Below are 26,587 nucleotides of genomic sequence, written 5' to 3' on the forward strand. Positions count from 1 at the left end.
CTCTCCCCTACATCCGGAAGACGCCGTAGGCCGGGTCGGGGATCGGGGCGTTCGCGGCGACGGCGAGGCCGATCCCCAGCACGCGGCGGGTGTCGACCGGGTCGATGACTCCGTCGTCCCAGAGCCTGGCGGTGGAGTAGTACGGCGACCCCTGGTGCTCGTACTGCGCCCGGATGGGGTTCTTGAACTGCTCTTCCTCCTCGGCCGGCCAGGTGCCGCCGCCGGCCTCGATCCCGTCTCGCCGGACGGTGGCCAGCACGGTGGCGGCCTGTTCCCCGCCCATGACGGAGATCCGCGCGTTCGGCCACATCCACAGGAAGCGGGGGTCGTAGGCACGACCGCACATCGCGTAGTTGCCCGCGCCGTAGGAGCCGCCGATGACGACCGTGAACTTCGGCACCACCGAACACGCGACCGCGGTGACAAGCTTGGCGCCGTCCTTGGCGATGCCGCGGTTCTCATACTCCTTGCCGACCATGAACCCGCTGATGTTCTGCAGGAACACCAACGGGATGCCCCGCTGGTTGGCCAACTCGATGAAGTGCGCACCCTTCAGAGCCGATTCGGAGAACAAGATCCCGTTGTTGGCCACAACGGCCACCGGATAGCCCCAGATGCGCGCGAAACCGCACACCAGCGTGTCGCCGTACAGCGCCTTGAACTCCTCGAAGCGGGACCCGTCGATGATGCGCCGGATCACCTCACGCACGTCGTACGGCTTGCGCGGATCGACCGGCACCACGTCGTACAGGCCCTCGGGGTCCTCCGCCGGCTCCTCCACAGTCGCCTGCGCGAGCGACGGCCCGCCGCCTCGCTCGACGGTGCCGACGATGCGCCGCACGATCGCCAGCGCGTGCGCGTCGTCCTCGGCGAGGTGGTCCACCACCCCGCTGGTCCGCGCGTGCACCTCGCCGCCGCCGAGGTCCTCGGCCGTCACGACCTCACCGGTGGCCGCCTTCACCAGCGGCGGGCCGCCCAGGAAGATCGTGCCCTGGTTCTTGACGATCACCGACTCGTCCGACATCGCGGGGACGTACGCACCGCCGGCCGTGCACGAGCCCATCACCGCGGCGACCTGGGGAATGCCCGCCGCCGACAGACGCGCCTGGTTGTAGAAGATCCGGCCGAAGTGCTCCCGGTCCGGGAACACCTCGTCCTGCATCGGCAGGAACGCTCCGCCGGAGTCGACCAGGTAGACGCACGGCAGGCGGTTGGCGCGGGCGACCTCCTGCGCGCGCAGGTGCTTCTTGACCGTGACCGGGTAGTACGTGCCGCCCTTGACGGTGGCGTCGTTCGCGACGATCAGGCACTCGCGGCCGCTCACCCGCCCCACGCCGGTGACGATGCCGGCGGACGGCACCGCGTCGTCGTACATTCCCGTCGCGGCGAGCGGGCTCAGCTCCAGGAACGGACTGCCGGGGTCGAGCAGACGGTCGACCCGGTCGCGGACCAGCAGCTTGCCACGCGCAAGGTGCTTGCGCCTGGCCGCCTGCGACCCGCCTTCGCGGACGGCCGCCAGCCGCTCGCGCAGCTCGGCCGCCAGGCCCCTCATGCTCTCACTCACTACTCTCGCTCCGGTCTCTGCACACGCTGGACGGGCCCGCTATTCCACGGGGAGGCCGAGGCCGCGGGCGATGAGCATCCGCTGCACCTCGGAGGTGCCCTCGCCGATCTCCAGCACCTTCGCGTCCCGGTAGAAGCGGGCCACCGGCGACTCCTCGACGAACCCGTAGCCGCCGAAGACCTGGGTGGCGATGCGGGTCGCGGTGACCGCCGACTCGGTCGCGTACAGCTTCGCGACCGCGGCCGCCTGCTTGAACTCCCGCATCGGCCGCCCGGCGTCCTTGAGCGCCGCGGCGCGGTAGGTCAGCGCACGGGACGCCTGGAGCATGACCTCCAGGTCGGCGATCTGGAAGGCCAGACCCTGCTTGGCCCCGATCGGCACCCCGAACGTGGTGCGCTCGCCCGCGTACCGCACGGACATGTCCAGGCACGCCTGGATGCAGCCGACCGCCAGCGCGGCGATCGCGACCCGCCCGTCGTCCAGTGTGGCGAGGAACTGCGCGTAGCCACGGCCCCGCTCGCCGAGCAGGTTCTCCTCCGGGACGTGCACGTCATGGAAGGTGAGCGGATGGGTGTCCGAGGCGTGCCAGCCCATCTTGTGGTACGCCGGCTCCACGATGAACCCCGGGGTGCCCGACGGAATGATGATGGTGCTCAGCTCGGCCTTCCCGTTGTCACGGGTCCCGGTCCGCGCGGTCACCGTGACCAGCGAGGTGATCGACGAACCGGAGTTGGTGATGAACTGCTTCGAGCCGTTGACCACCCACTCCCCGTCGACCACCTCCGCCTTGGTCCGCGTCGCGCCCGCGTCCGACCCCGCCCCGGGTTCGGTGAGCCCGAACCCGGCGAGCGTGCGGCCCGCGACCAGGTCCGGCAGCCACGTCTTCTTCTGCTCCTCCGACCCGTAGGTGAGGATCGGGTTGATGCCCAGACCGACGGCCGCCTCGAGCGTGATTCCCATCGACTGGTCGACGCGGCCGATCTCCTCGATCGCCAGGCACAGGCTGGTGAAGTCACCGGCTGAGTCGTCCATCCCGGCGCTGCCGCCGTACTCCTCAGGAGCGGTCAGACCGAACAACCCCAGGTCGCCCATCTTCCGCACCACGTCGATCGGAAAATGGTGCTCCTTGTCCCACCGTTCCGCGTGCGGCGCGATCTCGGCCTCCGCGAACTCGCGCACACTGCGCCGGAACTCCTCGTGCTCAGGGGACAGCTCGAACGACATTCATCACTCCTAGGGGGCTTCGATGGGGAAACGAGATCGCGTCTAGGCCGGTGGCCGGGGCTGCCGGCCTCGGGAGAGCACGGCCTCGATCGCCCGCCGCGCCTCCGGTGAGGCGAAGAGCTCGGCGGAAAGATCGATCATGTCCTGACCGAGCTCGTCCAACCGCCTCCGCAACGGAGCGGTCAGCAGGGTCTTGGTCTCCCGGAGCCCTTGCGGATTGCCCTTGAGCACATCGCTCACCACGGATTCGACGGCGGCATCGAGTTCGGCTTCAGGCACCGCGCAGGTCAGCAACCCCATCCGCTCGGCCGCGGCGCCGTCGAAGGCACGGCCGGAAAGCAGGTAGTACGACGCCGCCCGGTCGGTCAGGCGAGGAAGCACGGTGAGGCTGATGGAGGCGGCCGCCAGTCCCAGGCGGACCTCGGTCAGCGCGTAGGAGCTCTCGGTCGATCCCACGGCGATGTCGGCCGCGGCCACCACTCCGAGGCCTCCGGCGCGAACGCTGCCGTGCACCCTCGCGACGACCGGCTTGCTCATCGTGACGATACGCCGTTGCACCTCGACGATGCCGCGGACTATCGGAGCCATCGAACCGGACCGTGCCGCCGCCAGATCCGCCCCGGAGCAGAACGACGGCCCGTTCGCCCGCAGCACGACGACCCGGATCGAGTCATCGTCCTCGGCCTGCTCCAACAGCCTCAGCAACTCGTCCAGCAGGCCGAACGACAGGGCATTCCGATTGGCGATCGAGTTGAGCGTCAGAGTCGCGACCCCGCGATCCCGATCCCAGCCGGACAGCACACGTTCAGACATTCGGGCACTCCTTGACGTAGATCACGTCGATTACCGGGCGGGCTCTCACCGGGGCGCCCTGGGCAGGCCGAGGCCCAGCGTGGCCACCGTCTCCCGCTGGATTTCGCTGACGCCCCCGCCTACGGGCAGTTTGAGCTCCATCTTGAGCGCGTAGTCGACCTCCCGCAGCACGGTGGCGGTTGACTCGTCGGCGGGGTCGCCGTACCGCTGCACGATCTCCGCGACGCGCGCACCGACCTCCACGAGCCGCTCGGAGTTGTACAGCTTGTTCGCCGAGGCATCAGCGGGATTCAGCGACCCGGCTCCGGTGTCCGCCACGATCCGCCAGTTGAGCAGCTCATTGGCGGTGATGATCGCGTCGATCTCGCTCAGCGCCCGGCGCACCTCCGGCAGGTCGATCATGTGACGCGAGCCGTCCAGCCGCGTCTCACGGGCCCAGCGCAGGAACCGGTCGAAATGGGCCTGGATCTTGCCCGCGGGTCCCACGATGAACCGCTCGGAGTTGAGCTGGTTCATGATGACCTTCCAGCCCTTGTTCTCCTCACCGATCAGGCAGTCGGCCGGCACCCGCACGTCGTCGAAGTAGGTCGCGTTCACCTGCCGAGACCGGGCCAGCACCCGGATGGGCGTCCAGCTGACACCGGGAAGCCGGGTGTCGACCATGAGGATCGACAGACCCCGCGTCCTCGACTGGCCGGGATCGGTACGGCACGCCAGCCAGATGTAGTCCGCGGTGTGCACCCCGGAGGTGAACATCTTCTGGCCGTTCACCACGTACGCGTCCCCGTCCCGCCGGGCGGCGGTGGTGAGGGACGCCAGGTCGGTGCCGGCGCCGGGTTCGCTGTAGCCGATGGACACCTGCAGGTCGCCGGCGAGGATGCGGGGGAGGTACTCCTTCTGCTGCTCGGGCGTTCCGAAGGTCTGCAGCGCCGGTCCGACCGAGTAGACGGTGACCAGCGGGTAGGGGACCTCGTAGCGGAACGCGGTGCTGACCACGATCTGGTCGGCCATGGGGCCGAGCGCCCGGCCGCCGTACTCGGTGGGCCAGCCCAGGCCGAGCCACCCGTCGCGCCCCAGCCGCCGGGACACCGCCTTGTACGCGGGACCGAACTCGTCCTCGCGTAGTTGCTCCCGCTCCCGGTCCGTCATGACCGTCGCGAAGTAGGCGTCCGCCTCCCGCTGGAGCTCTCGCTCCTCCGCGGTCAGGTCGATGTACACGATCGTTCCTCTCAGCTCACCCTGGCGCGGCCGGCCGCGGCGTCGAGACATGCCTCGGTGCCCCCGAGGAGCTGGCCGATGGCGAGTCCGCCGGTGAAGTAGCGGTGCAGGGGGTGGTCGAGGTCCAGCCCTGTGCCGCCGTGCAGGTGCTGGCAGGTGAACAGCGCCGGCACGAGGTCGTGGCAGACGAGATAGGTCGCGGCCGACAGGCTCCGCCGCGCCTGAAGCAGCCGGCCCGTCGACAGCTGCCAGGCCGCGGCCAGGTAGACGTTCTCCAGTGTGCGATGGGCGACGAAGACGTCCGCGATCTGCATGGTGACCGCCTGGAACTCCGCCAGCGCCCGTCCGAACTGCTTACGGGTCCTGATGTGCCCGGCGGTCAGCGTCATGGCGCGTTCGAGCAGCCCCGAGGCGGTGGCGCACAGCCCCAGCAGCGCGGTGAGCTCGAAATGCTCGGCCGCCTCCGCCACCTGCTCCCCCTCGCCGAGCAGGGCGTGCTCGGGCACGGTCACCGCGTCCAAGCCGACCCGCGCGGTGGGGACGTGATCGGGCACCGGGTGCTCGTCCAGCGTCAACCCGCCGAGGTCGGCGGGCACCACGAAAATCCCGACCCCGCCGTCGCGGATGCGTGCCGTGACGAGGATCGCCTCGGCCTCCTTGCCGAACCGGACGAAATCCTTCACTCCGCTCAGGCGGAAGCCCCCGGGAATCCGTTCCGCCCGCGTCGCCGCGTCGGCCACCCGGCGCCCGCCGGGCTCACACAGGGCCCCCGTCACCAGTGCCTGCCCCTTGGCCGCGCGGCCCATCAGGTCCTGGTGCGGCTCGCCGCCGTACCGGGCCAGGGTCTGCAGGCCGAAGGCCAGCACCGGGAGGGCCGGCACCAACCCGCCGTACAGGGCCACCTGCCGCAGCACGGCGGCGAGCACGGTGGGATCGGCGTCGGCGCCGCCCAGCGTCGCGGTGAGAAACGCCTCCGGCACACCGGCCTCCACCAGGCCCTGCCACGCGCTCTGCGAGTAGCCGTCGCTCTCGCACTCGCTGGAGGCGATGATCTGGTCCGGAAGTTCCCGGTCGAGGATCTGACCCGTCAGATCGCCGAGGGTTTCCGCCATCTCGTCAAGCCGAAAGTCCACCGCGATCCTTCCCGAGGCGGCCGGTTCGATTTCTCATCCCTTGCATGACCCGCGGCACGGTCTCAGCCCTCGAATCGCACCGGGAAGCGGACGTAACCGAGGCCGTCGTCACCAGTGGTGGTGAAAAGGCCCCGATCCCGGGCCTGGGTGGACTCCGCCAGTTCCAGGGGAGCGGTGACCCGCATCACCGGCACGTCAGCGGCCTCCAGCGCGTCGATCAGCGACTTCGCGTCCCAGCCGCGCACCGCCTCGGCGATCCGGCTGTTGATCTCGCGCGTCCTGCGCAGCCGGTCGAGGCGGTTTCCTATCCCGAGATCCGACACGTCCAGCCCGAGGGCGGCGACGAGCCGCTGCCAGAAGTGTTCTTCCAGCGCGGCGATGCTCACGTACTCGCCGTCGGAAGTCTCGAAGACGCCGTAGGCCGGCCTGGTGAAGACGGCCTCACGGCACTCCCCGAGCGAGGCCCGCCGGTCGGCTTGGAGCTGGCCCAGCACCATGTTCATGCCGTGCATGAGGCAGTCGGTGATGGATACGTCCAGATGCCGGCCGTGGCCGGTCTCGTTGCGCTGGAGCAGGGCCGTGAGGGTGGCGCTGAGGGCGTACATCGAGCCGAGGAGATCGCCGATCGGCACCCCCACACCCAGGGAGGGCGGGCCGTCGAGGCCGCCCATGAGGCTGAGCAACCCGGAGGCGGCCAGGTAGTTGAGGTCGTGGCCGGGCACCCGCGACAGCGCGCCGTCCTGCCCGAAACCGCTGATCGAGACGTAGACGAGGCCGGGGTGCCGGGCGGAGAGCTTGTCGAACCCCAGCCCGAGGCGCGTCATCACGCCGGGCCGGAAACCCTCCACCAGCACGTCGGCCTCCGCCACGAGAGCCTCGGCCGCCTCGAGGCCTGCCGGCCGCTTCAGGTCGAGCACGTGGATCCGCTTGCCGTCGTTGAGAACCTGGTAGGTGCCGGGATGGGTGGTGAAGGCGCCGTCCCTGCCGGGCCGCTCGACCTTGTCCACCTCGGCGCCCAGGTCGCGCAGGCACCGGGTCAGGAAGGGCCCGGGCGCCAACTCGGAGAAGTCGACAACTCTCAGTCCCGACAGCGGTCCCCCAGGACGGGTCCCCGCCCCCTCGTCATGTTCCATGCTCCACCCCTCCCGGCATCGCCACACGGCAGATATTACGGTATTTCGCGGAATGCTTCACTATTTCGTTGCTTGGGCATGCCGGGAGGCGCTCGGTCAGTACACCTGTGTGGTGGGCCGGATGACGACCTCGTTGAGGGCGACCTCCCGGGAACGGGTCACGACGTAGTCGATCGCGTCGGCCACGTCGTCCGCGGCCAGCCGCACGACGTCGCCCAAGGCCTTCCTGCGCTCGGCCATGATTTCGGGGCGGACATGGCTGGACAGCTCGGTCTCGGTCGCACCCGGCTCGATTACCGACACCCGCACGTAGCGGCCCGCCAGTTCCTGGCGCAGCGACTCGCTGAAGGCGCCCACGCCGAACTTGGTGAGGCCGTAGACCGCATTGCCGGAGCGCACCGCCCGCCCCGCGATCGAGCTGACGTTGACGACGTCGGCGACCCCGCGCGGCGCGGTCCGCGCGGCCAGGACAAGATGCGGCAACGCCGCGTGGGTCAACCGCAGCAGGGCCCGGACGTTCAGATCGATCATCCGGTCCCACTCCTCGACCGGCGCGTCGGCGACCGGGCCGAGCAGCATGACCCCGGCGTTGTTGACCAGGATGTCCAGCCGGCCGTGCACGGCCACGGTGTCCTCCACCACCCGCACGGCCTGGGTGCCATCGGTCACGTCCGCGGGCAGGACCGTGCACCGGCCGCCCCGCACGCCGATTTCGTCGTTCAGCTCGGCCAGCCGGTCATGCCGGCGCGCCACCAGAACGGTGGTGGCTCCCGACGCGCTGAGCCGGAGCGCCGTGGCCCGTCCGATCCCGCTGCTGGCCCCCGTGACGACGGCGACCAGCCCCTCCAGTGACCCCGCCATGGCTCTCCTCGTTCGCCGATTCGTACGGACACCCGCCGACCTCCCGTGGCAGGGAACGGCGGAGCACGGTCCGGCTACTCGAGCGATTCTCCGATGGCGGGCACACTGCGGTAGGCCACCCAGCGGCTGATCCGGCCTTCACTGTCGAACGTCCCCGCTCCCGCGAACGACGACCTGATCGGGCCGCCCTCGAACTCACGGACGATGCCCTCGACGAGGCAGCGGTCGTCGGCGACGAAGAGTGACTGGATCTCGTGGTGCCACTTGCGGTTGCCGCGCCTGCCCTTCAGCAGGGCACGCAGCGCCTCGCGCCCCTTGACCTCGGCACGCTTGGGGCTGTCCGGGTCGTAGGGCGGGTGGGAGTAGAAGGCGTCGTCGGTGAAAAGGTCCGCGACGGCGTCGAATTCCGAGTTCTCCAGGCCCTTGATGTAGCTGAGCACCGTCTGACGAACGGTCTCACGGTCGGGGTAGTTGGGCTCCGTCATGTTTCTCCCTTTGGTTACGGACGCGAGAGACCCGGAGGGCGCAGAAGCCCGCGTCGATGAAAGTCCGATCTCGCCCAAACCGGGCCGGAATCAGCGCACGGCCACGTCCAGCGCCGTCAGCATCTCCACCGGGAGCGGCTGCCAGAGCTTGGAACGGTCCGGGCGGCCGACTGGAGAACCGCCGGCGGAGAAGTGGGTCGACAGCCTCTCTGCAAGGTCCAGCACGGCGTCGACCATGGTGTCGCCCTGGCAGCTGATGTCGCGTACCCCCAGGCACCGGGCCGAATAACGGCCCTCCTCCCAGGTGATGGCCACCACGACCTCCACGTACACGGACTTGTCGTCCTGCTCGCTCATGATCCTCCTCTCCTCGGTGGTCCCAGCTCACGCGCTGAACCCGTCCGGCTTGAACACCCGTCAGTAGCGGGCGAGCACCCCGCCCAGCTGTCGCGCCAGGCGGTATCGCATGTTCGGTCCGAGCACGGCGAAAGAGATCGCGTACTCGATGTTGCGAGCGTCCCACTTCAGCCGCATCTGACCGGATCGGGCGAGGTGCTGGTACAGCCACACACTGGAGAACAGCATGTAGAAGTCCACCGCGTACGGATCGCATCTGACCCCGCCGGACGCGTGGTAGACGTCGAGGAACTTGTCCCAGTCCGTCATCATCTCGATGGTGCTGCGGAGATACCCGAGGTCACGGGCCGGGTGGCCCAGCGACGCCAGCTCCCAGTCCAGCACCGCGGTCAGCTCGTCGCCTTCGGCGAGCACGTTGTGAAAGCCCAGGTCACCGTGGACCAGCCGCACCTCTTCGTAGAAGTCCCTCACGTGCTCGTCCAGCCACTCCAGCGCGCCCAGCACGCTCGGGTACGGCTCGCTGAACTCGTCGACCGTCGCACGGAAAGCCGCCAGCTGCTCCCGCAGCTGGTCACCCGTTACGTCCTTCGTCACGAGAAACGGATCGTCGGCCAACGTGCCCACGTCGATGGAGTGGAGCAGGCCCACCTGCTCGGCCAGGGCCAGAGCCAGCCGCTCGTTCCGCGGCGGATCGAAGACCTCACCGGCCGTCGTCCCCCGCAGGCGCTCCAGGATCAGGAACGGCGAACCCAGGCGTCCGGGGTCGGACTCCAGGTGGAACGGCTGAGGGACCTTCATTCCCGCCCGATGGAGCCGCTCCAGCAACTTGGCCTCCGACACCACGGAGGTGTTGTTGAGAAGTGTCTCCTGGTCCTTCCTGATGACCAGGTCGCCCGGGAGGTCGGCCGCGCCGGCGACAGTCAGCGCGTAGGTGCTCTTCGACCGCCCGCCGGACATCCGCTCCAGGTGACGCAGCCGCAGGTTCGCGCCACCGCCCGGGTGCTCCCGCAGGTACGCCTCCAGCGTCTCGGCGTCGAGACCGATGCGCGTCGGCGCCCCCTCCCCCGCGGCCGGCGCCTGCTGCTGTTCCGGCGGGGCCTTCACCGCCGCCAGCCGCTCCTCGACACGGTCGACGTCGGCCAGCTCGTCCGCGAGCGCCGCGAAGGCCGGCCGCTCACCACCGGTCTCGGCCAGCCGGACCAGCTGGTCGACGGCGGCGGCCAGAACCTCGACGCACCGGGTGGCATGAGCGGCCGGCAACCCGGTCAGCGCCGGACGGATCGAGGTCTGCAACACGTCGACCGTGTTACGGAGCAGCCAGGACACCGCCTCGATCTCACGTGTGAGATAAGCCTGCCCGTGGTGCACGGCCGGCTCACTCCCCCACCGGGAAAGGGCAACTGCGCTCGATGTGCCCGTAAGCCACCTCGCCGTCCCAGGTGTACCTGGCCCGGCCCTCGTACAGACGGTTGCCGAGTCCGTCTCCAGCCGCTTCCTTGCCCAGCACCAGATCGTTGGGACGGCGCATCGCCATGGGCAGCACGCGCAGGATCTCCACCCCGATCTCGAACGTCTGCTCTCCGTCGCTGAGCTTCAGGTTGTCCGCTTCGAACGGCTTGTCGGGGTCGCGCAGGAACGACGGCTCCATCGAGAAGTCCTGGAACGTCTTTCCGTCGCTGACGAACCCCCGGGCCAGCGTCCTGCCCGTCGACCGCTCGTAGTTGGCAAGCACGTTGAAGCACCGGCCGCTGGGGAACACGGCGTTCAGCCACACGTGGCTGTGCAGCTTGGTGAAGTCCCGGGCCCCGCGGGAGTGGTCGCGCATCGCGCCGCCCCGCCGCATCGTGAAGGTCTCGTCGAGCGTCTCGAAGGTGCCCGTGGCCAGACAGGACTGCTCATGGTGCATGGACGCGAAGTGCTGGCCCTTGAGGTGGGCGCTCATGTCCCACAGGGGCGCCGCCGCCTCGAACTCGAGGTCCAGGCGGAACGGCTGGGCCAGCCCGTCGCGCAGCGCACCGTCCTCGACGTCGGCCTGCCGCACGTAGCGGCCCACCCCGTCGAACCGCAGCCGGAACCGGCGGAACGGCTCGACACAGGTGAGCGTGGTCCCCGCCGAGCCCGGACCGGCCTCGTGGGCGCCGCGGGCGAAGGCACGGGACAGGAAGTAGCGGCCCCCGGGCAAGAAGACCACCACGGTCTCCCGCCAGATGTCATGGTCGTACGGCATCCGCGCCAGGTGCACCCACAGGCCGAGGTCCTGCTCACGATCCCAGGCCTGGTAGCAGAAGTTCTCCGCCCACAGCGCCTCGTCCGGCGGCTTGGGGAGGGGAAGCTCGTCGACGGGATCGAGTCCGGTCGGGTTGTAGTCGATCTCGCTCATACTGATCCGTTCCTCACGAGCCGAAGGTGAGCACCGGCTTGATGACCTTGCCGCTCTCGGCGTCGGCCATGGCCTGTTCGATCTGGTCGAAGGGGTATGTCCGCACGAGGCGGTCGACGGGGAACCTCCCGTCCCGGTGAAGCCGCATCAGGGCCTGCAGGAACGGAGCGGTGCCGTCCCCCATCACGATGCCCTCGATGCGCATCGCGCCCATGATCAGCTGGACCACGGGCAGGGACACCTGCTCGCCGGCGGCCGGCGCGCCGATCAGGCCCATCACACCGCCCCGGGCCAGCGCCGGCAGAGCGGACTGCAGCACCTTGGTGCTGGCGGTCGTCTCGACGATGACGTTCGCACCGCCACCGGTGGCGTCCTTGATGGCCGCCGTGAGGTCGTCGGTCTCGGCGCCGTTGATCGTGTCCGTCGCGCCGAGTTCCTTGGCCAGAGCCAGCCGTTCCGGCACCACGTCCACCGCGATCAGGCGCGCCGCCGGGGTCAGCGCGGCCGCCATGATCGCGGACATGCCCACCGCACCGGCCCCCAGCACGACCACGCTCTGGTTCGGCTGCGGCTTCAGCACGTTGAGCACGCCCCCGGCCCCGGTCACCACGCCGCACCCGAAGGGGGCGAGGACGTCGTCGGAGATGTCGTCGGGTGCCTTGAGGACGGTGCGCTCCTCGACGAGGGCGTAGGTGCTGAACGAGGACTGCCCCAGGAACCTGGACGCGACGGGCTCGCCGTCCATGGTCAGGACCGCCGTGCCGTCGAGCCGTCCGCCTCCCCACCGCAGGGCGGGCACCGCGCAGAGGGCCGGATGCCCGGTCAGACAGGGCTGACACAGTCCGCAGGAGGGCGAGATGAGCAAGACCTTGTCTCCGGGACGGACCGTGGTCACGCCGGAGCCGACCGACTCCACCACACCCGCGCCCTCATGGCCCACCACGCCGGGCAGCCCGAAGGGAATCTTCCCTTGCATGATCGAGATATCGGTGTGGCAGATGCCCGAGGCGGTGACGCGCACCAGCACCTCCGTCGCCCGTGGCTCGGCGACCTCCACCTCACGGAACCGGAGCGGCCGGTCCGCCGCCTCGCACACCGCCGCTGTTGCTTTCATCCTTGCTCCTCGTCAGTAAGCGACAGGCGGACCGCGTCGTCGGTCACGGTCCTTGTCGGGTCTTCGTCCGTGGTGGCCGGCCGATCACCGCACGGCCGCGCCCTGGGCGGCATTCAGTGCGGCGTGCAACTGCTGAGCGAGGACCGCTTCCATCCGCGAGAAGGTGTCCACCGAGGTGACGAACATGTCGAACGTCCTGATCCGGCCGGCCACGACGTTGTTCATCACGTGGGCGCACAGGGACGCGTTGCGCAGCTGGCAGAACGCGCCGAAGAAGGTCAGCTCCCGCTCGGACACCTCCTGGCCGCCGTACTCGATGTAGCGCTCCATGAACGTGTCCCAGTCGGCCACCCGCTCGACGGCGGGCCGGCAATAGGCCAGGTCTTCGGCGGGATGGCCGACGTGAGCGAACTCCCAGTCCAGCAGTCCGGCGAGCCGGCCCTCCTGGACGAGGATGTTGTGCAGGCTCGCGTCGCCGTGCACCATGACCGGCTGTCGCCCGGCGAGCTCGTGAGCGTGTTCCCGGATCCACAGGTGCCCCAGCTCGACCGTGACCGACTCGGTCATCGCCGTGTCGCGCCACAGCTTCTCGATCTCTTGGCGCGACTTCTCCACAGCCTGGGGCAGATCGGTCGGCGGTGAGTCGACGACCCTGTCGACCGGGACGGAGTGCAGCCGTCCCAGAGCCTCGGCGAGTGCCAACGCTTCAGCCGCGGACGCACCGGCGGCGTCGAGGATCATGCCGGCGGCCCTGCCGTCCAGGCGACGGCTGACCATGAACGGCCGGCCGAAGACCGAACCGTCCGGCTCCAGCAGCAGCGGCTCCGCCACCGGAACGCCGGCCTGGAAGAGCCTTGTCATCAGGGCGTACTCGTCGAGCACGCTGTAGTCGAAGTAGCCCGTGTCCATACGCACCACGACGCCGTCGCGCCAGGCTTCGGGCGCCTCCTGCGGATCCACCTTGATGAGGTAGGTGTGCTTGGACTGCCCGCCGACGACCATCTCGACGCCGGTGACGCGAGGCCGGGCGCCCGCCCAACTCCGGGTTCCGAGGTAGGCGTCGAAGCTTTCGGCGTCCAGTCGCCGCTGGGCGATCCCCGCCGCCGCTGATTCATCGACCTCTCCGACCCAGCTCTCGCGGACCTCGGCGATGGCCTGTTCCAGCTCCTGCCGCCCGATGCTGTCGGTGGCGGCGATGTCCCGCAGCAGGCGCCAGATCTCGCCGGCCGTGTCGGGAGAGGCGACCTTCAGGCGCTCTCCCAGAGTGCGGACCCTGCAGGCCAGCAGGTCCAGCGGATGGGCGGCCGCTGTGTCGGCGGTTCCGAGCAGCGCATCGGCCCGGTCCAGGTAGGACGCGTGACGGGGAGCGAGGCCGGCTTCGATCTCGGGAAGCCGGGTCTCGGTCGTTATCAGCCGGACGAGGGCCTGGTCGAGCCGCATCGCCAGACGCCTGCGGCCGGCGTCCGCTTCGTCGTCGTAGTAGATCGCCGAGGCGGCCTGCCGCACCAGTCGCAGCGCGAGCCCGGTGGGCATGGCTCGAACCTTGGCCAAGGAGGAGCCGGGAACGAGGCTCACGGCCGCTCCTTCAGCCCGTATACCTGGTTCGGTCCCACCACCATCATCGGCGAGTGGCCGTTGCCCTGCTCGCCGCGGACGGTGACCCGGACCGGCTGCTCCCGGTGGATCGGACGGATCACCTCACCGTCGGGAAGCACCACGTTCTCGGGGTGCGACACGTCGTAGACGTCGGTCTCGACGGTGAGGCCGTCACCGCGCCATGCGCCGAGGCCCTTGCGATCGTTCCAGCCGTGGTCGTAACCGGTGCCCCGGTACACCCACGGCCGCCCGATCGCCTCGACGTCGAGGTCCCACACCTCGCCGTCGGCGGTCTGGGCCTGGAGCTTCATCGAGTCGAACACATTGGTTCCCGGGTGGAACGTGATCTTGTGGGATCCGTCCACCACCTCAGACGGTTCCCCGTCGTTCACGCGGATCGCCCCGTCGATGTAGAGCCGCTTGCCGAGCTCGTCCTCGATGGTGAAGAAGAAACCCGAGTAGCTGTCGGTGGCGAAGCCGCAGTAGACGAGCAGGATGCCCAGCCCGCCGGCCCGGGCCGCGGACGGGATGCCGCCGCGGTTGCGGGTGCCCGTGTACGGCTCGAAGCCTCCGACCCCCGGGCGGATGCCCCAGGAGTGGTCCCGCCAGCCGAACCAGCGGTCGAAGGTGTGCTCCTCACCGTCGACGACGAGCGTGCCGCTGGTCCACCCGACCTGGCTGAAGCGCCGGTAGTCGGTGTGCACCCGGCCGTCGGCCTCGCCGTAGTGCGGCGACTCCAGCCGGGTGAAGACCGGGCGGAAGGTGAGGTCGAAGGCGTCGCCGTACTCGTTGGGGTCGGCGATCAGGCGGGTGGCCGTGAACGCCTCCGGGAACTCGGTGCGCATCGGACCCAGAGTCAGCGGCTCCACGATCGGCCGCAGCGGTCGCGACAGGCGGACGTTGCGCTGGACCGCCGAACCGGCCTGCGTGCTGAAGAATCCGTCGTGGACGTTGAGGTTCTTGTACACGGCCATGCCGGTCAGCAGCGCCGCGTCCCCGTCGGGTGCCAGCAGGGTGTAGGAATAGCGGTCGTAGAACCGGTGGTCGGTCACCGCCGCCTCGGCGAACAGCCGGGACGACTGGTGGTAGAGCGACTCATCGAGACTTGTCAGCATCGGTCATCTCATCTCGAGTGGGGGAAATGGGGGACGGTCCCTGCTCAGCGGCGATCAGGCGTACACGCGGGAACCCGGGGTGAACGTGACGGGAACCGCCTTGGGGCCGCGGTTGATGGGAATGTTGCTGCCGATCTCGATCTCGCCGTCCAGCTCGAAGTCCGGCATGCGGGTCAGGACCTGCTCGATGGCGACGCGCATCTCGAGGCGGGCCAGGTGCTCACCGATGCAGCGGTGGATGCCGTGCCCGAAGGCCACGTGCGGGTTGCCCGACCGGTCGATGTCGAACTTCTCGGGATTCTCGAACTTGGCGGGATCCACGTTCGCCGCACCGAAGGCGAGGCCAACGCGGTCGCCCTTGGAGATCGGCACGCCCTGCAGCTCGAAGTCCACGGTGGCGGTCCGGCCCATCATCTGCACCGGCGACTCCAGTCGGAGGCTCTCCTCCACGGCCGCCGGGATCAGCGAGGAGTCCTCAAGCAGCCGCTTCTTGACCTCCTGGTGGGCGCCCAGGCGCCACAGGGCGCCGCCGATCCCGTTGACCGTCGTCTCCTGGCCGGCGACGACCAGGGTGACGGCCATCGCGACCGCGGTGTCGTGCCCGATGGGTGCACCCTCGATCTCGGCCTTGGCGATGAATGTCAGCAGGTCGGCGCGGTCCTCGCTCTGCTCCGCCGCAGTCACGATCGTGTCCACGTACCGGAACAGGGCGATGTTGGCGTTCTTCTTGCCTTCCGCGTCGTTCTCCGTCGCGGCGCGGTTGATGTCCTCGGTCAGCTTGACCATGAGCGGCCCGTCCTCGGGCACCCCGAGGATCGCGGCGATCACCGCCGGCGGCATGTAGCGGGCGATCGCGCTGAGGTCGCCCTTCCCGTTCTCGATGAAGGTGTCGAGCGCCTCGTCGGCCTTCCGGCGGATGAGGTCCGTCCAGTCCGCGACCCGGTCGGGGCGCAGTTCGGGAACGAGGACCTTGCGGTAGTTGCGGTGGTGCGGCGGGTCCACCTCCACGGGGATGGGACGGAACGTCATGCCCAGGGCGGGGATCGTCGAACCCAGCCCCGAGCACAGGCGCTCGGTGTCGTTCGCGGCCTCGCGCACCTGTGTGTATCCGAGAAGGGCCCAGTAGCCGCCCAGATCCTCACTGCGGGCGACCGGTCCTCCGTCGCGCACCGTGGCATAGGCCTCCGCGTGCCCGTGCGCGTTGTTCACCTTCGCGATGTCCAGAACAGGACACTTCTTCTCCGACATCAGGGCCCTCCGCCGCTAGATCTGCGGTATTTCGCGTAAAGCTACGAGCTATCGTGATATGCGTCAATGGGTAGGGAGGGAATTCACCCACCACGGACGTGCGGAAATGACGGCAGGGGTAGGGGACGCGACACGGCCGGCCGCGCCGACGGCCGAGCCGTCGCCGGTGTCCACCGGACGATCGCGCCCTCAGCGGTTGGCGCGCTGCGTGCTCGGCAGCGGCGTCACCACGCTGATGCCACCGTCGACGGGAATCCTGGCGCCGTTGACGTAGCCGGCCAGGTCGGACAGCAGGAAGAGCACCACCGACGCTATGTCGCCGGGCACTCCGCAACGCCCCTGCGGCACGGCCCGCTCCACCGCGCGCACCGCCTCGTCGTCGGGGTTCGGATCCCCGCCCGACTGCAGGATGCGGCCGACGACGATGGCGTTGGTCCGGACACCCTGCGGGCCGAACTCCTGGGCACAGGCGGTCGCGAGGTGGTGGACCGCTGCCTTCGCGGTGCCGTACAGCCCGAGCCGCCTGGTGTTGGCCACCCCCGCCAACGATCCGATGAACACCACGCTGCCGTGGCCCCTGCGGGCCAGCCGCGGGATCGCCACCTGGGTGAGGAGCACGGGATGACGCAGGACAAGGTCGAACTGCCGTTGCATCGACTCTTCCGTGCCGTCGGCGAGGAGCTCGGGCACCGAGACGCCCACCACGTCCACGATGCCGTAGAGACCGTCTCCGAACAGGTCCTCCGCCCGGTCGAACACCGACACGAGCTGGGCCCGGTCGGTGACGTCGGCGGCCATCGCTTCGCCGCCGCAGCGGGCAGCGGTGGTCTCGGCCTGGGCGCCGTCCCGGTCCACGCACAGGACCTTGCCCCCCGCCTGCGCCACGGCCTCAGAGACGGCACCTCCGATGCCCTGTCCGGTGCCGAGCACCACGACCCCGCGGCCGTCGAGCCGGAGCCGCCCGACGTAGTCGACCTCGTCTCGCGAAGCCATCAGAATTCCTCGCAGTAGGGCCGGATGTCCATCTCCTGGGTCCACGCCGTGCGCGGCTGCACGAGCACCTGCCAGAACGTCTCCGCGATCTGCTCGATGTCCACCATGCCGTCCTTCGGGCGGCGGTCCTTCGCCTGCGGAAAGGCGGTGTTGAGCCGATCTCCGTCGATGGGGCCGTGGACGATGATGTTCGCGACGTGGATGTTGCGCGGCCCGAATTCCCGCGCCAGAGCCTGGGCCACGGCTCGCTGACCGAACTTCGCCGAGGCGTACGCGGCCAGCTTGGGGCGGGCGATCACGCCGGAGATCGACCCGGTGAACAGGATCGCGCCACCTCCGCGGACGACCATACGGCGGGCCGCCTCACGTCCGGTGAGGAAGGCGCCGAAGCAGTTGGTCCGCCAGACGCTCTCGAAGAACTCGGCGTCCATCTCCAGCATGCTGGACCGCCACTGGGATCCGCCCGCGTTGTACGTGGCGACCACGAGAGGCCCGAGCTCGTCGATGGTCGCGAGCGATTCCTGGAGGCCGGCTTCCGTGCCGGCGTCGCCGACCACGGCCGTCGCCTGCCCACCCCGGCTCCGGATGTCCTCGACGACCTCGGCGATCTTCTCCTTCGTGCGTCCGGTGACGACGACGTGCAGACCGCCGGCGGCGAAGCGCCGGGCCACAGCGGCACCCGTACCTTGCTTCGCCCCGACTCCGACCACCCAGGCCACGCCGTCCGCGGGCGGGGCGCCACCGTTCACCGGCCATCCGCTGAAGTTCTGCGCCTCTTCTGTCGGTGGTGCCATATGGCTGCCCCTCTTTCGTCGCGGCTGTTGTGAATGCGTATCGGGCTGCGCCGGCTCGGCCGTCGCGAGCGGCCTCCACGGGGCCTGTTCATGAACCGCACCGGGTGAGCTCCGGCTTATACAGGTCGGCGACCGACGAGACCGCGCCCTGCCTGCGCGTGGCGTGGACAGGAGGCGGCCGTACGCGGGTGCGAGCGGCTTGATCGGCGGAAGGCGCCCGCCGCCGCCACAGGGACGGGGCTCATGGGCCTGGAGAACACAACCAGTGCTTGCACACGCATTTCCTTGAGCGTCACGTCACCCCGGCGAGGGATCCGTGTAACTTCGTGGAAATCTACGATATTTCGCAGAAGGGGCGCAAGGGGTCGGGACAGCCACGTTCACCTGCGGCCCTCGACTCCCACCGGGAGCCGACACGCACATCCCCCCGCCGCGCAGCCGCAACCCCCGGGAGACGAAGGGTCGGATGGACCAGGGCCAGCCGGAGGACCACCCGATCCGGCGCAGCCGGACACCGCCCCCGCGAGCGGCTCGCCGGCCCCGGAGGGTCCGAGCGCTCAGCGAACGCCACCCCTTGCCCGATTCAACACCTGGCCGTAATATCTACCGAGATATCGCAATCTTGAGGAAGCTAGATCGCGCGCCGAGCGCGCTCGACACCGACGGGCACCTCCGACGCGGCCGATAGCCCCACCTAGGAGTGGCAGCGCCTTCCTCGTTCTGGCGGCGCCGCACGACACCCGCGCGGGTCACACAGAATCACGAGACCGCGACTGACATACCGAAATACCGTAATACCTGGGTCCCAACCCAGCCATGGCGAAGGGATGTCGTGAATGGACCTGATCACACAGAAGAGACTGCTCATGGAGGTCGGTCCGGGCACGCCTATGAACGCATGCTTCAAGCGGTTCTGGTTGCCGATCGCGCTCTCGACCGATGTGGCCGACAACGACGGCGACCCGATGCGTGTCCGCGCCCTGGGAGAGGACTACGTACTCTTCCGCGACAGCGAGGGGCGCCTGGGACTGCTCGACGAACTGTGCACGCACCGCAGCGCTTCGCTCTGTCTCGGCCGCAACGAAGAGGGTGGCCTGCGTTGCCTCTACCATGGCTGGAAGTACGCGGTCGACGGCACGATCCTTGAGACCCCCAACGTCCGGGACCCGCGGTTCAAGGAACGGGTGCGTCAGCCCGCCTATGCCGTACGCGAGGCCGGCGGTGTCGTCTGGGGGTACTTCGGCCCCCAGGACAAGGAACCGCCCTTCCAGCACTACCCGTTCTTCGACCTTCCCGACGAGAACGTCGTGGTCGAACTCGTCGTCTGCTCCGCCAACTACACGCGTCTTGTCGAGGGCCTCATCGACACCACCCACACCGGTTCGCTGCACCAGGACGCCTTGCGTCAACTGGCAGCCGGCGAGGGACCGGCGCCCAGCTTCGGCGGGACGCCGCGTGTCGCGTCCGCAGGCGTGCTGGCGCAGGACCTCGCGCCGGACATCGAGGTGCAGGAGACCGACTTCGGCTTCCGGTATGCCGCGGTGAGCCGGCACCCGCAGGCCGACGGCTCGGTGCGCCACCGGGCAAGGGTGACGGGCTTCAAGCACCCGACGTCGATTCTCATCCAGTCCGGCTACCTCGCCCAGATGGTGCTGCCCGTGGACGACGACCGGTCGTATCTCTTCATGGTCTTCTGGGATCCGACCCGGAACATCAGGGACGGAGAGGCCCGCCAGGAGATTCTCACCTACTACGGCATCGACGACGTCGCCAAGAACGTCTACGGAGCCGGGCGCGAATTCCATGACCTGCCGGACCGCCCGAACAAGTCGAACAACTGGCTGCAGGACCGCACAGCGATGAAGAACGGCAGCTTCACCGGCCTCTACCGCTTCATCCCTGAAGATTTCGCGGTGAGCGCTTCGATGGGTCATGTCGAGCGCTTCCCCGTCGAGCATCTCGTCCCCGCCGACCTCGCCATCGCGCGCTTCCGCCGACAGATGATCGACAATGCCCAGCGGGTCCAGAAGGGCGAGGACCCCAGAGGTTTCGACCCCAAGGAACAACCGCGGCCGGCTCAATACGACGTTCCCGAGGGCGAGGACTGGCGCGATTACTACACCCGCGTCGCCGACTGACGAGAGGAGCGCGACGCCGACGCGGCGCGCTTGTCTTGTCTGAGGAAAGCGCCTTCGAACTGGGGCTGGATGTTCGCACCGATCCGGCCTTCCCTAGGTTCGAAAGGCGCTTTTCTCACTGAAACCATGGCGCCGCTCTTGCGGCTACCGGCCTCCGAGCCCTCACTGCCCGCAAAGGCCAGTAAATCCGGTTTCGGCAGTACAATCCCGGCCCGCCGAGCTGGCCCCGTCAGGAGGCGCTGCCGAAGACGGTGTCCTTGACCTCGTGCAGGATCTTGAGCAGTTCGTCCTGGCTGGAGCGCACCCGATCCGTTGGACCGATGATCCCCAGACCGACCACGTCGTCCCCGATACGACCGGAGACCGCGAACGAACTGACGCCGACTGTGCCCTCATCGACGGCTTGGTACCAGCCGAGTTCCCGGTGGCTCCGTACCTCGTCCTCGAGTTCCCGCGGCTCGGTCTTCGTCCCGTCCGTGAGCCTGGACAGCGCCTTCAGCCGCAGCGTCCGGCTCATGTCGTAGTCGTCGAGGCCGCCCAGCAGCGCCTTTCCGATCGCGGTGCCGTGGATGGTGAAGGTGTCCCCCACCCCGATCACATAGCGCAGGCGGTGCCGCCCCTGTGAGACCGCGAGCACCTTGATGCGGTCACCGGCGAGCACCGCGCAACAGGCCGTTTCGCCCGAGCGCTGCGCGAGCAACCCGCTCGCCTCGGTCCCGAACGCCGAGAGGGCGTCGTTCTCGGCGATCGACTTGGCAACGGCGAGCAGGCGGCCGGTGGGGTAGAAGCGCCGTGTCGTGACGGTACGGCTCACATAGCCGAGTTCGTGCAGAGTGTTGAGCAGGTCGGAACTGCTGCTCTCGGGTATGTCCAGCAGCCGGGCCACTTCGGATTTGGTGAGCTCGCGCCGCTCTCGCGCGAAAATCTCGAAGAGCGCCATCGCCCGGGCAGCGGCGGGCACGGTCGTCCCACTGGCCTCCGCAGGACCGCCGCGCGGTCGCCGCCCGCGCCGCACAGGTGGGGCGGCCTCGGCCGGCTGGGCCGGTTCCACAGCCTTCGCCATCGGAATCCCTTTCCATTGGTCGCACCCGCGAGCCGCTGTGCGACATCTGACTTACGATGCCTTGCCAGTCGGTATAAGCCAATCGAACGCCTGGTGCCACCCGGCCCGGGCACTTGTCACGCGTCCGCAACACTCGCACGGCACCGCGCCGATCAGCCCTCAGAATCAGCGGGTCATCGGGTAGAGGTGACGAGATCAACCGCCCACCACACCCCGGATGACCAAATCCGGATCAAGGATACCGTGGCATGGATGCCGATAACGAATTTTCGTCGAACATATCGCCCCCACGTTCGTTCTTAGAGCGGCCGAAGCCGCCCGATTTATCCCCGTTATCACCAACACACATCCCCGGCCCCACAGCGCCGGCGCGCCTCACACGGGAAGCCACCCGCCTGCGACGTGCCCGCTAGAGTGATGACAGAGACAGCATCATCCTATAACGATATTTCGGCTAAGTTAACGACTGGCCGGGCAGGCGTCGCTCCATTGCGAGAGGAACGGGCGATCCCTGCCGACAACGCCTCGCGTACGCGCTGTCGCGATGGTCAGGCGCGCGTGGTGAGACAGGCCATGAACTGGTGCAGATCGTCCATCGCCTCCAACTCGCGCCCGAACGCGAGGGCCCGCTCACTCCGCTCCCGGCCGAGAACATCGACGGTGTAACGACGAAACTTGTCTGCGATGTCTGCTGCGGTGGCTCTGGTCTGCGGCGTGTAGGAATCTCCGCGGGCATAGTCGGCGCTGCGGGTGAAGCGCCGCTCCGCGGTCTCGACCGTGACCGTCGTGCACATCCTGACGCTATGGCCGTATCGGGTCAGATCCTCCTTCGCCGCATCGGCGGCCCGAGGCTCGACCCCCACGTCGACCTTGGCCGAGAAGCGCCGGACGGCAGGGTCGGACCGGGTCTCATCGGTGTGCCACCCCGGACCGGGAGGGCCGGCCAGTGCCGCGCACGCGAGCAGGTACGGCAGGCTGAAGCAGCCGTCCACCATCGACTCGACTGACGGGTCGTTCATGTGCTTCGCGATCGCGCTGCCGGGCACCAGCGCCTCGACACGCTCGACCTCGTCGGCTCTCAGTCCCTCGTCGCGGAGGATGTCCAGGAAGACGTCGATGGCCGGGTTGAGAAATCGGCAGCCGGGATAGGACTTGTAGGAAGCCTCGTCGACCAGCCAGCGAGTGCCGATCCCGTCGGTGAGCGCCGTCCAGTCGCAGTCGAGCGACCCGGCCATGCGCCAAAGCCCGCGCTCACCGTCGAGCACGGTCGTGTCCGCGGTGAATCCCCGTTGAGCGAGAAGGGCCGCCATGACTCCGCCCTGGGCCATCTCGCCGTACAGGCCGTACTTGGTCATCGGACGGGGAAGATCGAGGCCGAACTTACCCGACGTCGGCAACGGGGTCGCCGCGGCGGCGAGACCGAAGGCGTGCCGCATGCGCGAAGAGTCGACGCCCAGCAGCCGGCCACTCGCGACCGCGGCGGCGAAGCTCGTCCAGCCGTAGCCGGTGACGGGAGCGAACGTGAACGACCCGTCCGGGGTGACGACAAGGCCGCGCAAGGAGAGCCCGATCCGTCCGGCCACTTCGTAGCCGAGAGCGATCGCGGCGAGGGTGTCCAAGCCCGAGGCGCCGACACGTTCGGCGATCGCCAGCGCCGGTGCGACGGCGGAGGCGGCGATGTGCGCGCTGTAGTTGAGTGTGTCGTCGGCGTCGATCGCGTTGGACAGATGGGCGTTCAGGTATGCCGCGGCCGGAGCCGGTAGCTTGGCGCCGCTCACCAGCACGCTCGACTCCTGCCGGCCCCCCTGCTCCTCGAGGAGCTCACGGACGATCCGGCTCGACGGCAGATCCCACGCCGCGACGGCACAGGCGATGGTGTCCAGGAGGAGACGCCGAGCTCCTTCGAGCGCCACCGGAGGCAGGTCCGCAGCACGAGTTTCGGCCGCGAAACGGGCGAGCCGGAGGGTCGGCCCGTCCCGGTCTTCGTTGACATCTGGAGCGTAGATCTCCGACATATCGTCAGATCCTACGATTTGCCGCACACTTTGGCTAGGCCGCCTCCAGCGCGGCCCGACACCGCCGTCACGCCGGCCAGGATGCCGGCCGGCCGCGAGCGGCAGGGTTCGCACATCACACCATCAGGCGACACTTGATCGGCGCACTGCGCGACGACTCCTGGCAACCGAACCTGCGACCCCATTCGGCCGTTTCAAGCATTGGCCATAACAACGAAATACCGTACACTACTACAGTTATTCGCAATATGCGCCCAACTGCTGCTGCCGCTCTCCCCCTTCGTATGTGAACACGCGTACACAGGCGATGAGGGAGCGGTATCCGCTTCGCGCGGCCGCGCGGAGTACGCGGAGGAGGCTTGACCGCATGACAACCCGTCTCACATCGCACCCCCAGGGCCGGACCATCGAAGAAGAGGTAGTGCTGTACCTCAGCTCGGACCATCCGGACCGTGCGGACATCACCCGCGATCCCTACCCCTTCTTCGACCGTCTGCGTGCATACGCGCCGGTCTACCGGACCTCGCTGGGTCCGATTCTCGTGACCTCCTACGACGAGGCGCAGGCTCTGGTCCGGGACCGGCGCTGGAGCCGGGATGAGATGGACGGCAGGACCGGCATCACCCCGACACAGCAGGTCTTCCTGGAGAGCATGGCCTTCCGGGACCCGCCCGACCACACGCGGCTGCGCGGACTCGTCTCGCGGATTTTCACCCCCAGGTCCGTGGAGCAGAGCCGGGGTCACATCAGCGAGATCGTCCAAGACCTGCTCTCCGGCCTGCGTGAGCACGACGAGTTCGACTTCATCGAGAATTTCGCGTACCGGGTGCCGCTGCGCCTGATCTGCCGCCTCGTGGGTGTCCCCACGGACATGGAGGAAGACTTCGCCGCCTGGGGTCAGGCGCTGTTCGGCGCTCTGGAACCCCTGCCCCAGGCCCCGGAGGTGGCCGCACAGCGCGAGGCGATCGCGAAGGAGTGTTTCACGTTCTTCGGGGACCTCATCAAGGAACGCCGGGCGAACCCGGGCGGATCCGACATCATCTCGCAGCTGATCGAGGCCAGCGACGCCGAGGACGTGGACGGCAGGCTCACCGATCAAGAGATCATCGCCAACTGCATGCTGCTGCACAACGCGGGGTTCAGCACCACCAAGAACCTGATCTCCAACGGCATGCACCTCTTCCTCACTCATCCGGACGCCTACGACGACATGAGGGCCCATCCTGACGTGATCCCATCCGCGGTCGAGGAGATCCTCCGCTACGAGGGGCCGCCGCGTAACAGCCTGCTGCGGATCGCGCCCGAGGACATGGAGCTCGGGGACGTGCTGATCCGCAAGGATGAGCACGTCTACGCGATCCTCTCGGCCGCGAACCGCGACCCCGAGGTGTTCACCGACCCTGACAGGTTCGACATCCGGCGGGAGGGCCCTCGCCACGTGGCCTTCGGCGGCGGAATACACATGTGCCTGGGCGCCAGCCTCGCCCGTTTGGAGGCCCAGGTGGCGTTCGCCCATCTGGCTTCGGAGCGCAAGCTGGAGCTCGCGACCGACCACGTCGAGTGGCTCGCGGGATTCCTCACACGCGGCCTCATCTCGTTCCCGGTGCGTTGGGCGTGACACAGATGGAGCGACTGGTTCCGGAAGTGCGAGACGGCGCGACGCTGGTGACAGGAGCCGGCCGCGGCATCGGCAAGGGGATCGCGCTGGAATTCGCCTCGCACGGTGAATCACTCGTCCTGGCGGACGTCGATCTCGACAACGCCAAGGCGGTCGCCGCCCAGTGCGAGGACGAGTTCGGCGTACGGGCGTCCGCCGTGGCCGTGGACGTCACGCGCACGGACCAGGTCCGCGCGATGGTCCAACTCGCGGTCACCGAGTACGGGCGGATCCGCACGGTGGTGAACTGCGCCGGGGTGTTCCCCTTCGCACCGGCCCTGGACACCGCCGACGAGACCTGGAACATGGTCATCGGCGTCAACCTGACCGGGACGTTCCTGGTCTGCAGAGAGGCAGCCAGGAGCATGGTGGAGACCGGCGGCGGATCCATCGTCAACATCTCCTCCGGGGCCGGTTCGATGGCCAACCCGAATCTCATCGCCTACTCGGCCAGCAAGGCCGGCGTCCTGGGCATGAGCCGGTGCCTCGCGGCCGAGCTGGCTCCGACGGTGCGAGTCAACGTCGTCTCTCCCGGCCCGACACGGACGGAGGGCACGGCCAGGGCCGGGGCGCCGCTGGACACCTCCCGCATCCCGATGCGGCGAACGGGAGAGGTCGAGGAGATCGCCCGGGCGGTACGGTTCCTCGCCTCGGATGAAGCCGGCTTCATCACAGGGCAGACGCTCCACGTCAACGGCGGAAAGTTCATGCCCTAGCCGCCCGGGCCCCACGTGGGTGGCCGAGGCTGGACGGGCTCGGCCACCTTTCGGATGCCGAGCCGCTCGGCGGTGCTCCGCAGTGAAGGCGTGATCTACCGGCGGGGAGCCCACGGGGAGACGCGTCGCCCGATCCAGGTCACCGCGGACTGCAGCGCGACCCCGATGATCGAGACGGTCACGATGCCGGCGTACATCCGGTCCGCGAGGAACACCTGCCACGAGTTCCAGATCAGGAAGCCGAGCCCTTCGCGCCCCTGCACGAACTCGATGCCGATGACGAGCAGCACCGCGGTGCCGATCGATATGCGCAGCGAGGTGAACACCTCCGGCATCATCGCGGGCAGTGTGACATGGCGGAACGTCTGCAGCCGGCTCGCGCCGAACGAGCGTGCCGGCTCCAGGTAGCCCTCCGCGAGGCCGGCCACAGCGGACATCGTGGAGATCGCCACGATGAAGAAGACGCCGAACGCGACCAGGAGCACCTTCGGGGTCTCCCCCAACCCGAAGATCATCAGCAGCAGGGGAAGCACGGCGAGCTTGGGCACGGTGTAGAGCGCGCTGATGACAGGCTCGAGTGCGGTCCTCAGCTTACGGAAGCTGCCCAGAAGGACGCCCAGGACGATCCCGATCAGCGCTCCGCCGAAGTATCCGAGCAGGAGCACCCTGAACGTGCTGACCGCTGCCTCGAGCACCAAACCGGAGGAGACGAGGTCCGCGAAGGAGACGACGATCTCACTCGGCGGGGGCCAGAAGCGCTGGTCCACCAGTCCACTGGAGGAGATGACCTGCCACACGAGAAGAACGGCGACAGGGGTTCCGAACCGCAGGAGATTCTCGACGAGAACGCGTCGGCGCTGGAAGCGGACCGGATCGCGCTCAGCGAGATCAGGCGTCCGGGTGACCAGCCCGCCGTATCCGTGGTCGGCCTGCGCCGGCTGCTGAGATTGTGCCAATTCCGTCATGGTTT

At 68.7% G+C, this 26,587-nt stretch carries 23 protein-coding genes; 3 read left to right on the forward strand and 20 right to left on the reverse strand.

All coding sequences use genetic code 11. From position 1 onward, the window contains the following. Positions 1-7: 7 nt before the first annotated feature. From ACQEVJ_RS28850 to ACQEVJ_RS28930, 17 genes are all read right to left on the reverse strand, one after another. On the reverse strand, positions 8-1,552 hold the full coding sequence (locus ACQEVJ_RS28850; RefSeq protein WP_433106371.1) for a carboxyl transferase domain-containing protein: 1,545 nt from the start codon (positions 1,550-1,552) through the stop codon (positions 8-10). 51 nt (positions 1,553-1,603) lie between these two features. Beyond that, positions 1,604-2,788: an acyl-CoA dehydrogenase family protein gene (locus ACQEVJ_RS28855; protein ID WP_433106373.1), complete on the reverse strand. Its 1,185-nt coding sequence runs from the start codon at positions 2,786-2,788 to the stop codon at positions 1,604-1,606. A 42-nt stretch (positions 2,789-2,830) separates the two neighbouring features. Then, positions 2,831-3,601: an enoyl-CoA hydratase-related protein gene (locus tag ACQEVJ_RS28860; protein WP_433106375.1), complete on the reverse strand. Its 771-nt coding sequence runs from the start codon at positions 3,599-3,601 to the stop codon at positions 2,831-2,833. Between the two features lie 45 nt (positions 3,602-3,646). Next, positions 3,647-4,819: an acyl-CoA dehydrogenase family protein gene (locus tag ACQEVJ_RS28865; protein WP_433106377.1), complete on the reverse strand. Its 1,173-nt coding sequence runs from the start codon at positions 4,817-4,819 to the stop codon at positions 3,647-3,649. Between the two features lie 11 nt (positions 4,820-4,830). Continuing rightward, the gene (locus ACQEVJ_RS28870) at positions 4,831-5,952 is read right to left on the reverse strand and encodes an acyl-CoA dehydrogenase family protein (protein ID WP_433106379.1); all 1,122 of its coding nucleotides are present in this window, start codon (positions 5,950-5,952) and stop codon (positions 4,831-4,833) included. 62 nt (positions 5,953-6,014) lie between these two features. Continuing rightward, positions 6,015-7,085 carry a CaiB/BaiF CoA transferase family protein gene (locus ACQEVJ_RS28875; protein WP_433106381.1) on the reverse strand — a complete coding sequence of 357 codons (1,071 nt, stop codon included), beginning with the start codon at positions 7,083-7,085 and terminating at the stop codon, positions 6,015-6,017. A 96-nt stretch (positions 7,086-7,181) separates the two neighbouring features. Further along, positions 7,182-7,946 (reverse strand): SDR family NAD(P)-dependent oxidoreductase, encoded by a 765-nt coding sequence (locus tag ACQEVJ_RS28880; protein WP_433106383.1) that lies wholly within the window; start codon positions 7,944-7,946, stop codon positions 7,182-7,184. 74 nt (positions 7,947-8,020) lie between these two features. Next, positions 8,021-8,431 carry a nuclear transport factor 2 family protein gene (locus tag ACQEVJ_RS28885; protein WP_433106385.1) on the reverse strand — a complete coding sequence of 137 codons (411 nt, stop codon included), beginning with the start codon at positions 8,429-8,431 and terminating at the stop codon, positions 8,021-8,023. 90 nt (positions 8,432-8,521) lie between these two features. Further along, positions 8,522-8,788, reverse strand: coding sequence for a hypothetical protein (locus ACQEVJ_RS28890; protein ID WP_433106387.1), 267 nt, complete (start codon positions 8,786-8,788; stop codon positions 8,522-8,524). Between the two features lie 60 nt (positions 8,789-8,848). Continuing rightward, positions 8,849-10,156, reverse strand: coding sequence for a phosphotransferase family protein (locus ACQEVJ_RS28895; protein WP_433106389.1), 1,308 nt, complete (start codon positions 10,154-10,156; stop codon positions 8,849-8,851). Positions 10,157-10,163: 7 nt separating this feature from the next. Then, a complete protein-coding gene (locus ACQEVJ_RS28900; RefSeq protein ID WP_433106391.1) occupies positions 10,164-11,168 on the reverse strand; it encodes a hypothetical protein in 1,005 nt (334 codons plus the stop codon). A 13-nt stretch (positions 11,169-11,181) separates the two neighbouring features. Then, positions 11,182-12,282, reverse strand: coding sequence for an NAD(P)-dependent alcohol dehydrogenase (locus ACQEVJ_RS28905; RefSeq protein WP_433106393.1), 1,101 nt, complete (start codon positions 12,280-12,282; stop codon positions 11,182-11,184). Between the two features lie 84 nt (positions 12,283-12,366). Then, positions 12,367-13,857, reverse strand: coding sequence for a phosphotransferase family protein (locus ACQEVJ_RS28910; RefSeq protein WP_433106395.1), 1,491 nt, complete (start codon positions 13,855-13,857; stop codon positions 12,367-12,369). Continuing rightward, entirely contained in the window at positions 13,854-14,993 is a 1,140-nt protein-coding gene (locus tag ACQEVJ_RS28915; RefSeq protein ID WP_433106397.1) for a hypothetical protein, read from the reverse strand. Before ACQEVJ_RS28915 ends, ACQEVJ_RS28910 begins: the two co-directional genes overlap by 4 nt. A 54-nt stretch (positions 14,994-15,047) precedes the next feature. Next, complete coding sequence (locus ACQEVJ_RS28920) at positions 15,048-16,241, reverse strand: cytochrome P450 (RefSeq protein WP_433106399.1); 1,194 nt, start codon at positions 16,239-16,241, stop codon at positions 15,048-15,050. 189 nt (positions 16,242-16,430) lie between these two features. Next, entirely contained in the window at positions 16,431-17,234 is an 804-nt protein-coding gene (locus tag ACQEVJ_RS28925) for an SDR family NAD(P)-dependent oxidoreductase (RefSeq protein ID WP_433106401.1), read from the reverse strand. Beyond that, positions 17,234-18,028, reverse strand: a complete 795-nt coding sequence (locus tag ACQEVJ_RS28930; protein WP_433106403.1) for an SDR family NAD(P)-dependent oxidoreductase — start codon at positions 18,026-18,028, stop codon at positions 17,234-17,236. The genes ACQEVJ_RS28925 and ACQEVJ_RS28930 overlap by 1 nt, the downstream gene beginning before the upstream one ends. A gap of 836 nt (positions 18,029-18,864) precedes the next feature. On the opposite strand from ACQEVJ_RS28930, the gene ACQEVJ_RS28935 reads away from it, so the two are divergent. Beyond that, complete coding sequence (locus ACQEVJ_RS28935; protein ID WP_433106405.1) at positions 18,865-20,166, forward strand: Rieske 2Fe-2S domain-containing protein; 1,302 nt, start codon at positions 18,865-18,867, stop codon at positions 20,164-20,166. A 229-nt stretch (positions 20,167-20,395) separates the two neighbouring features. On the opposite strand, the gene ACQEVJ_RS28940 is transcribed toward ACQEVJ_RS28935, so the two are convergent. Next, positions 20,396-21,229 (reverse strand): IclR family transcriptional regulator, encoded by an 834-nt coding sequence (locus tag ACQEVJ_RS28940; RefSeq protein ID WP_433106407.1) that lies wholly within the window; start codon positions 21,227-21,229, stop codon positions 20,396-20,398. Between the two features lie 548 nt (positions 21,230-21,777). Next, entirely contained in the window at positions 21,778-23,358 is a 1,581-nt protein-coding gene (locus ACQEVJ_RS28945; RefSeq protein WP_433106409.1) for an MmgE/PrpD family protein, read from the reverse strand. A 253-nt stretch (positions 23,359-23,611) separates the two neighbouring features. Here ACQEVJ_RS28945 and ACQEVJ_RS28950 point away from each other — a divergent pair, with 253 nt between their 5' ends. Both ACQEVJ_RS28950 and ACQEVJ_RS28955 read left to right on the forward strand, forming a co-directional pair. After that, positions 23,612-24,862, forward strand: a complete 1,251-nt coding sequence (locus ACQEVJ_RS28950; RefSeq protein ID WP_433106411.1) for a cytochrome P450 — start codon at positions 23,612-23,614, stop codon at positions 24,860-24,862. 5 nt (positions 24,863-24,867) lie between these two features. Further along, entirely contained in the window at positions 24,868-25,617 is a 750-nt protein-coding gene (locus tag ACQEVJ_RS28955) for an SDR family NAD(P)-dependent oxidoreductase (RefSeq protein WP_433106413.1), read from the forward strand. A 95-nt stretch (positions 25,618-25,712) separates the two neighbouring features. Here the strand turns inward: ACQEVJ_RS28955 and ACQEVJ_RS28960 are convergent, their stop codons facing one another. Continuing rightward, a complete protein-coding gene (locus ACQEVJ_RS28960) occupies positions 25,713-26,582 on the reverse strand; it encodes an ABC transporter permease (RefSeq protein ID WP_433106415.1) in 870 nt (289 codons plus the stop codon). Positions 26,583-26,587 lie beyond the last annotated feature (5 nt).

The organism is Microbispora sp. CA-102843 (assembly GCF_050936215.1).
GTDB lineage: Bacteria > Actinomycetota > Actinomycetes > Streptosporangiales > Streptosporangiaceae > Microbispora.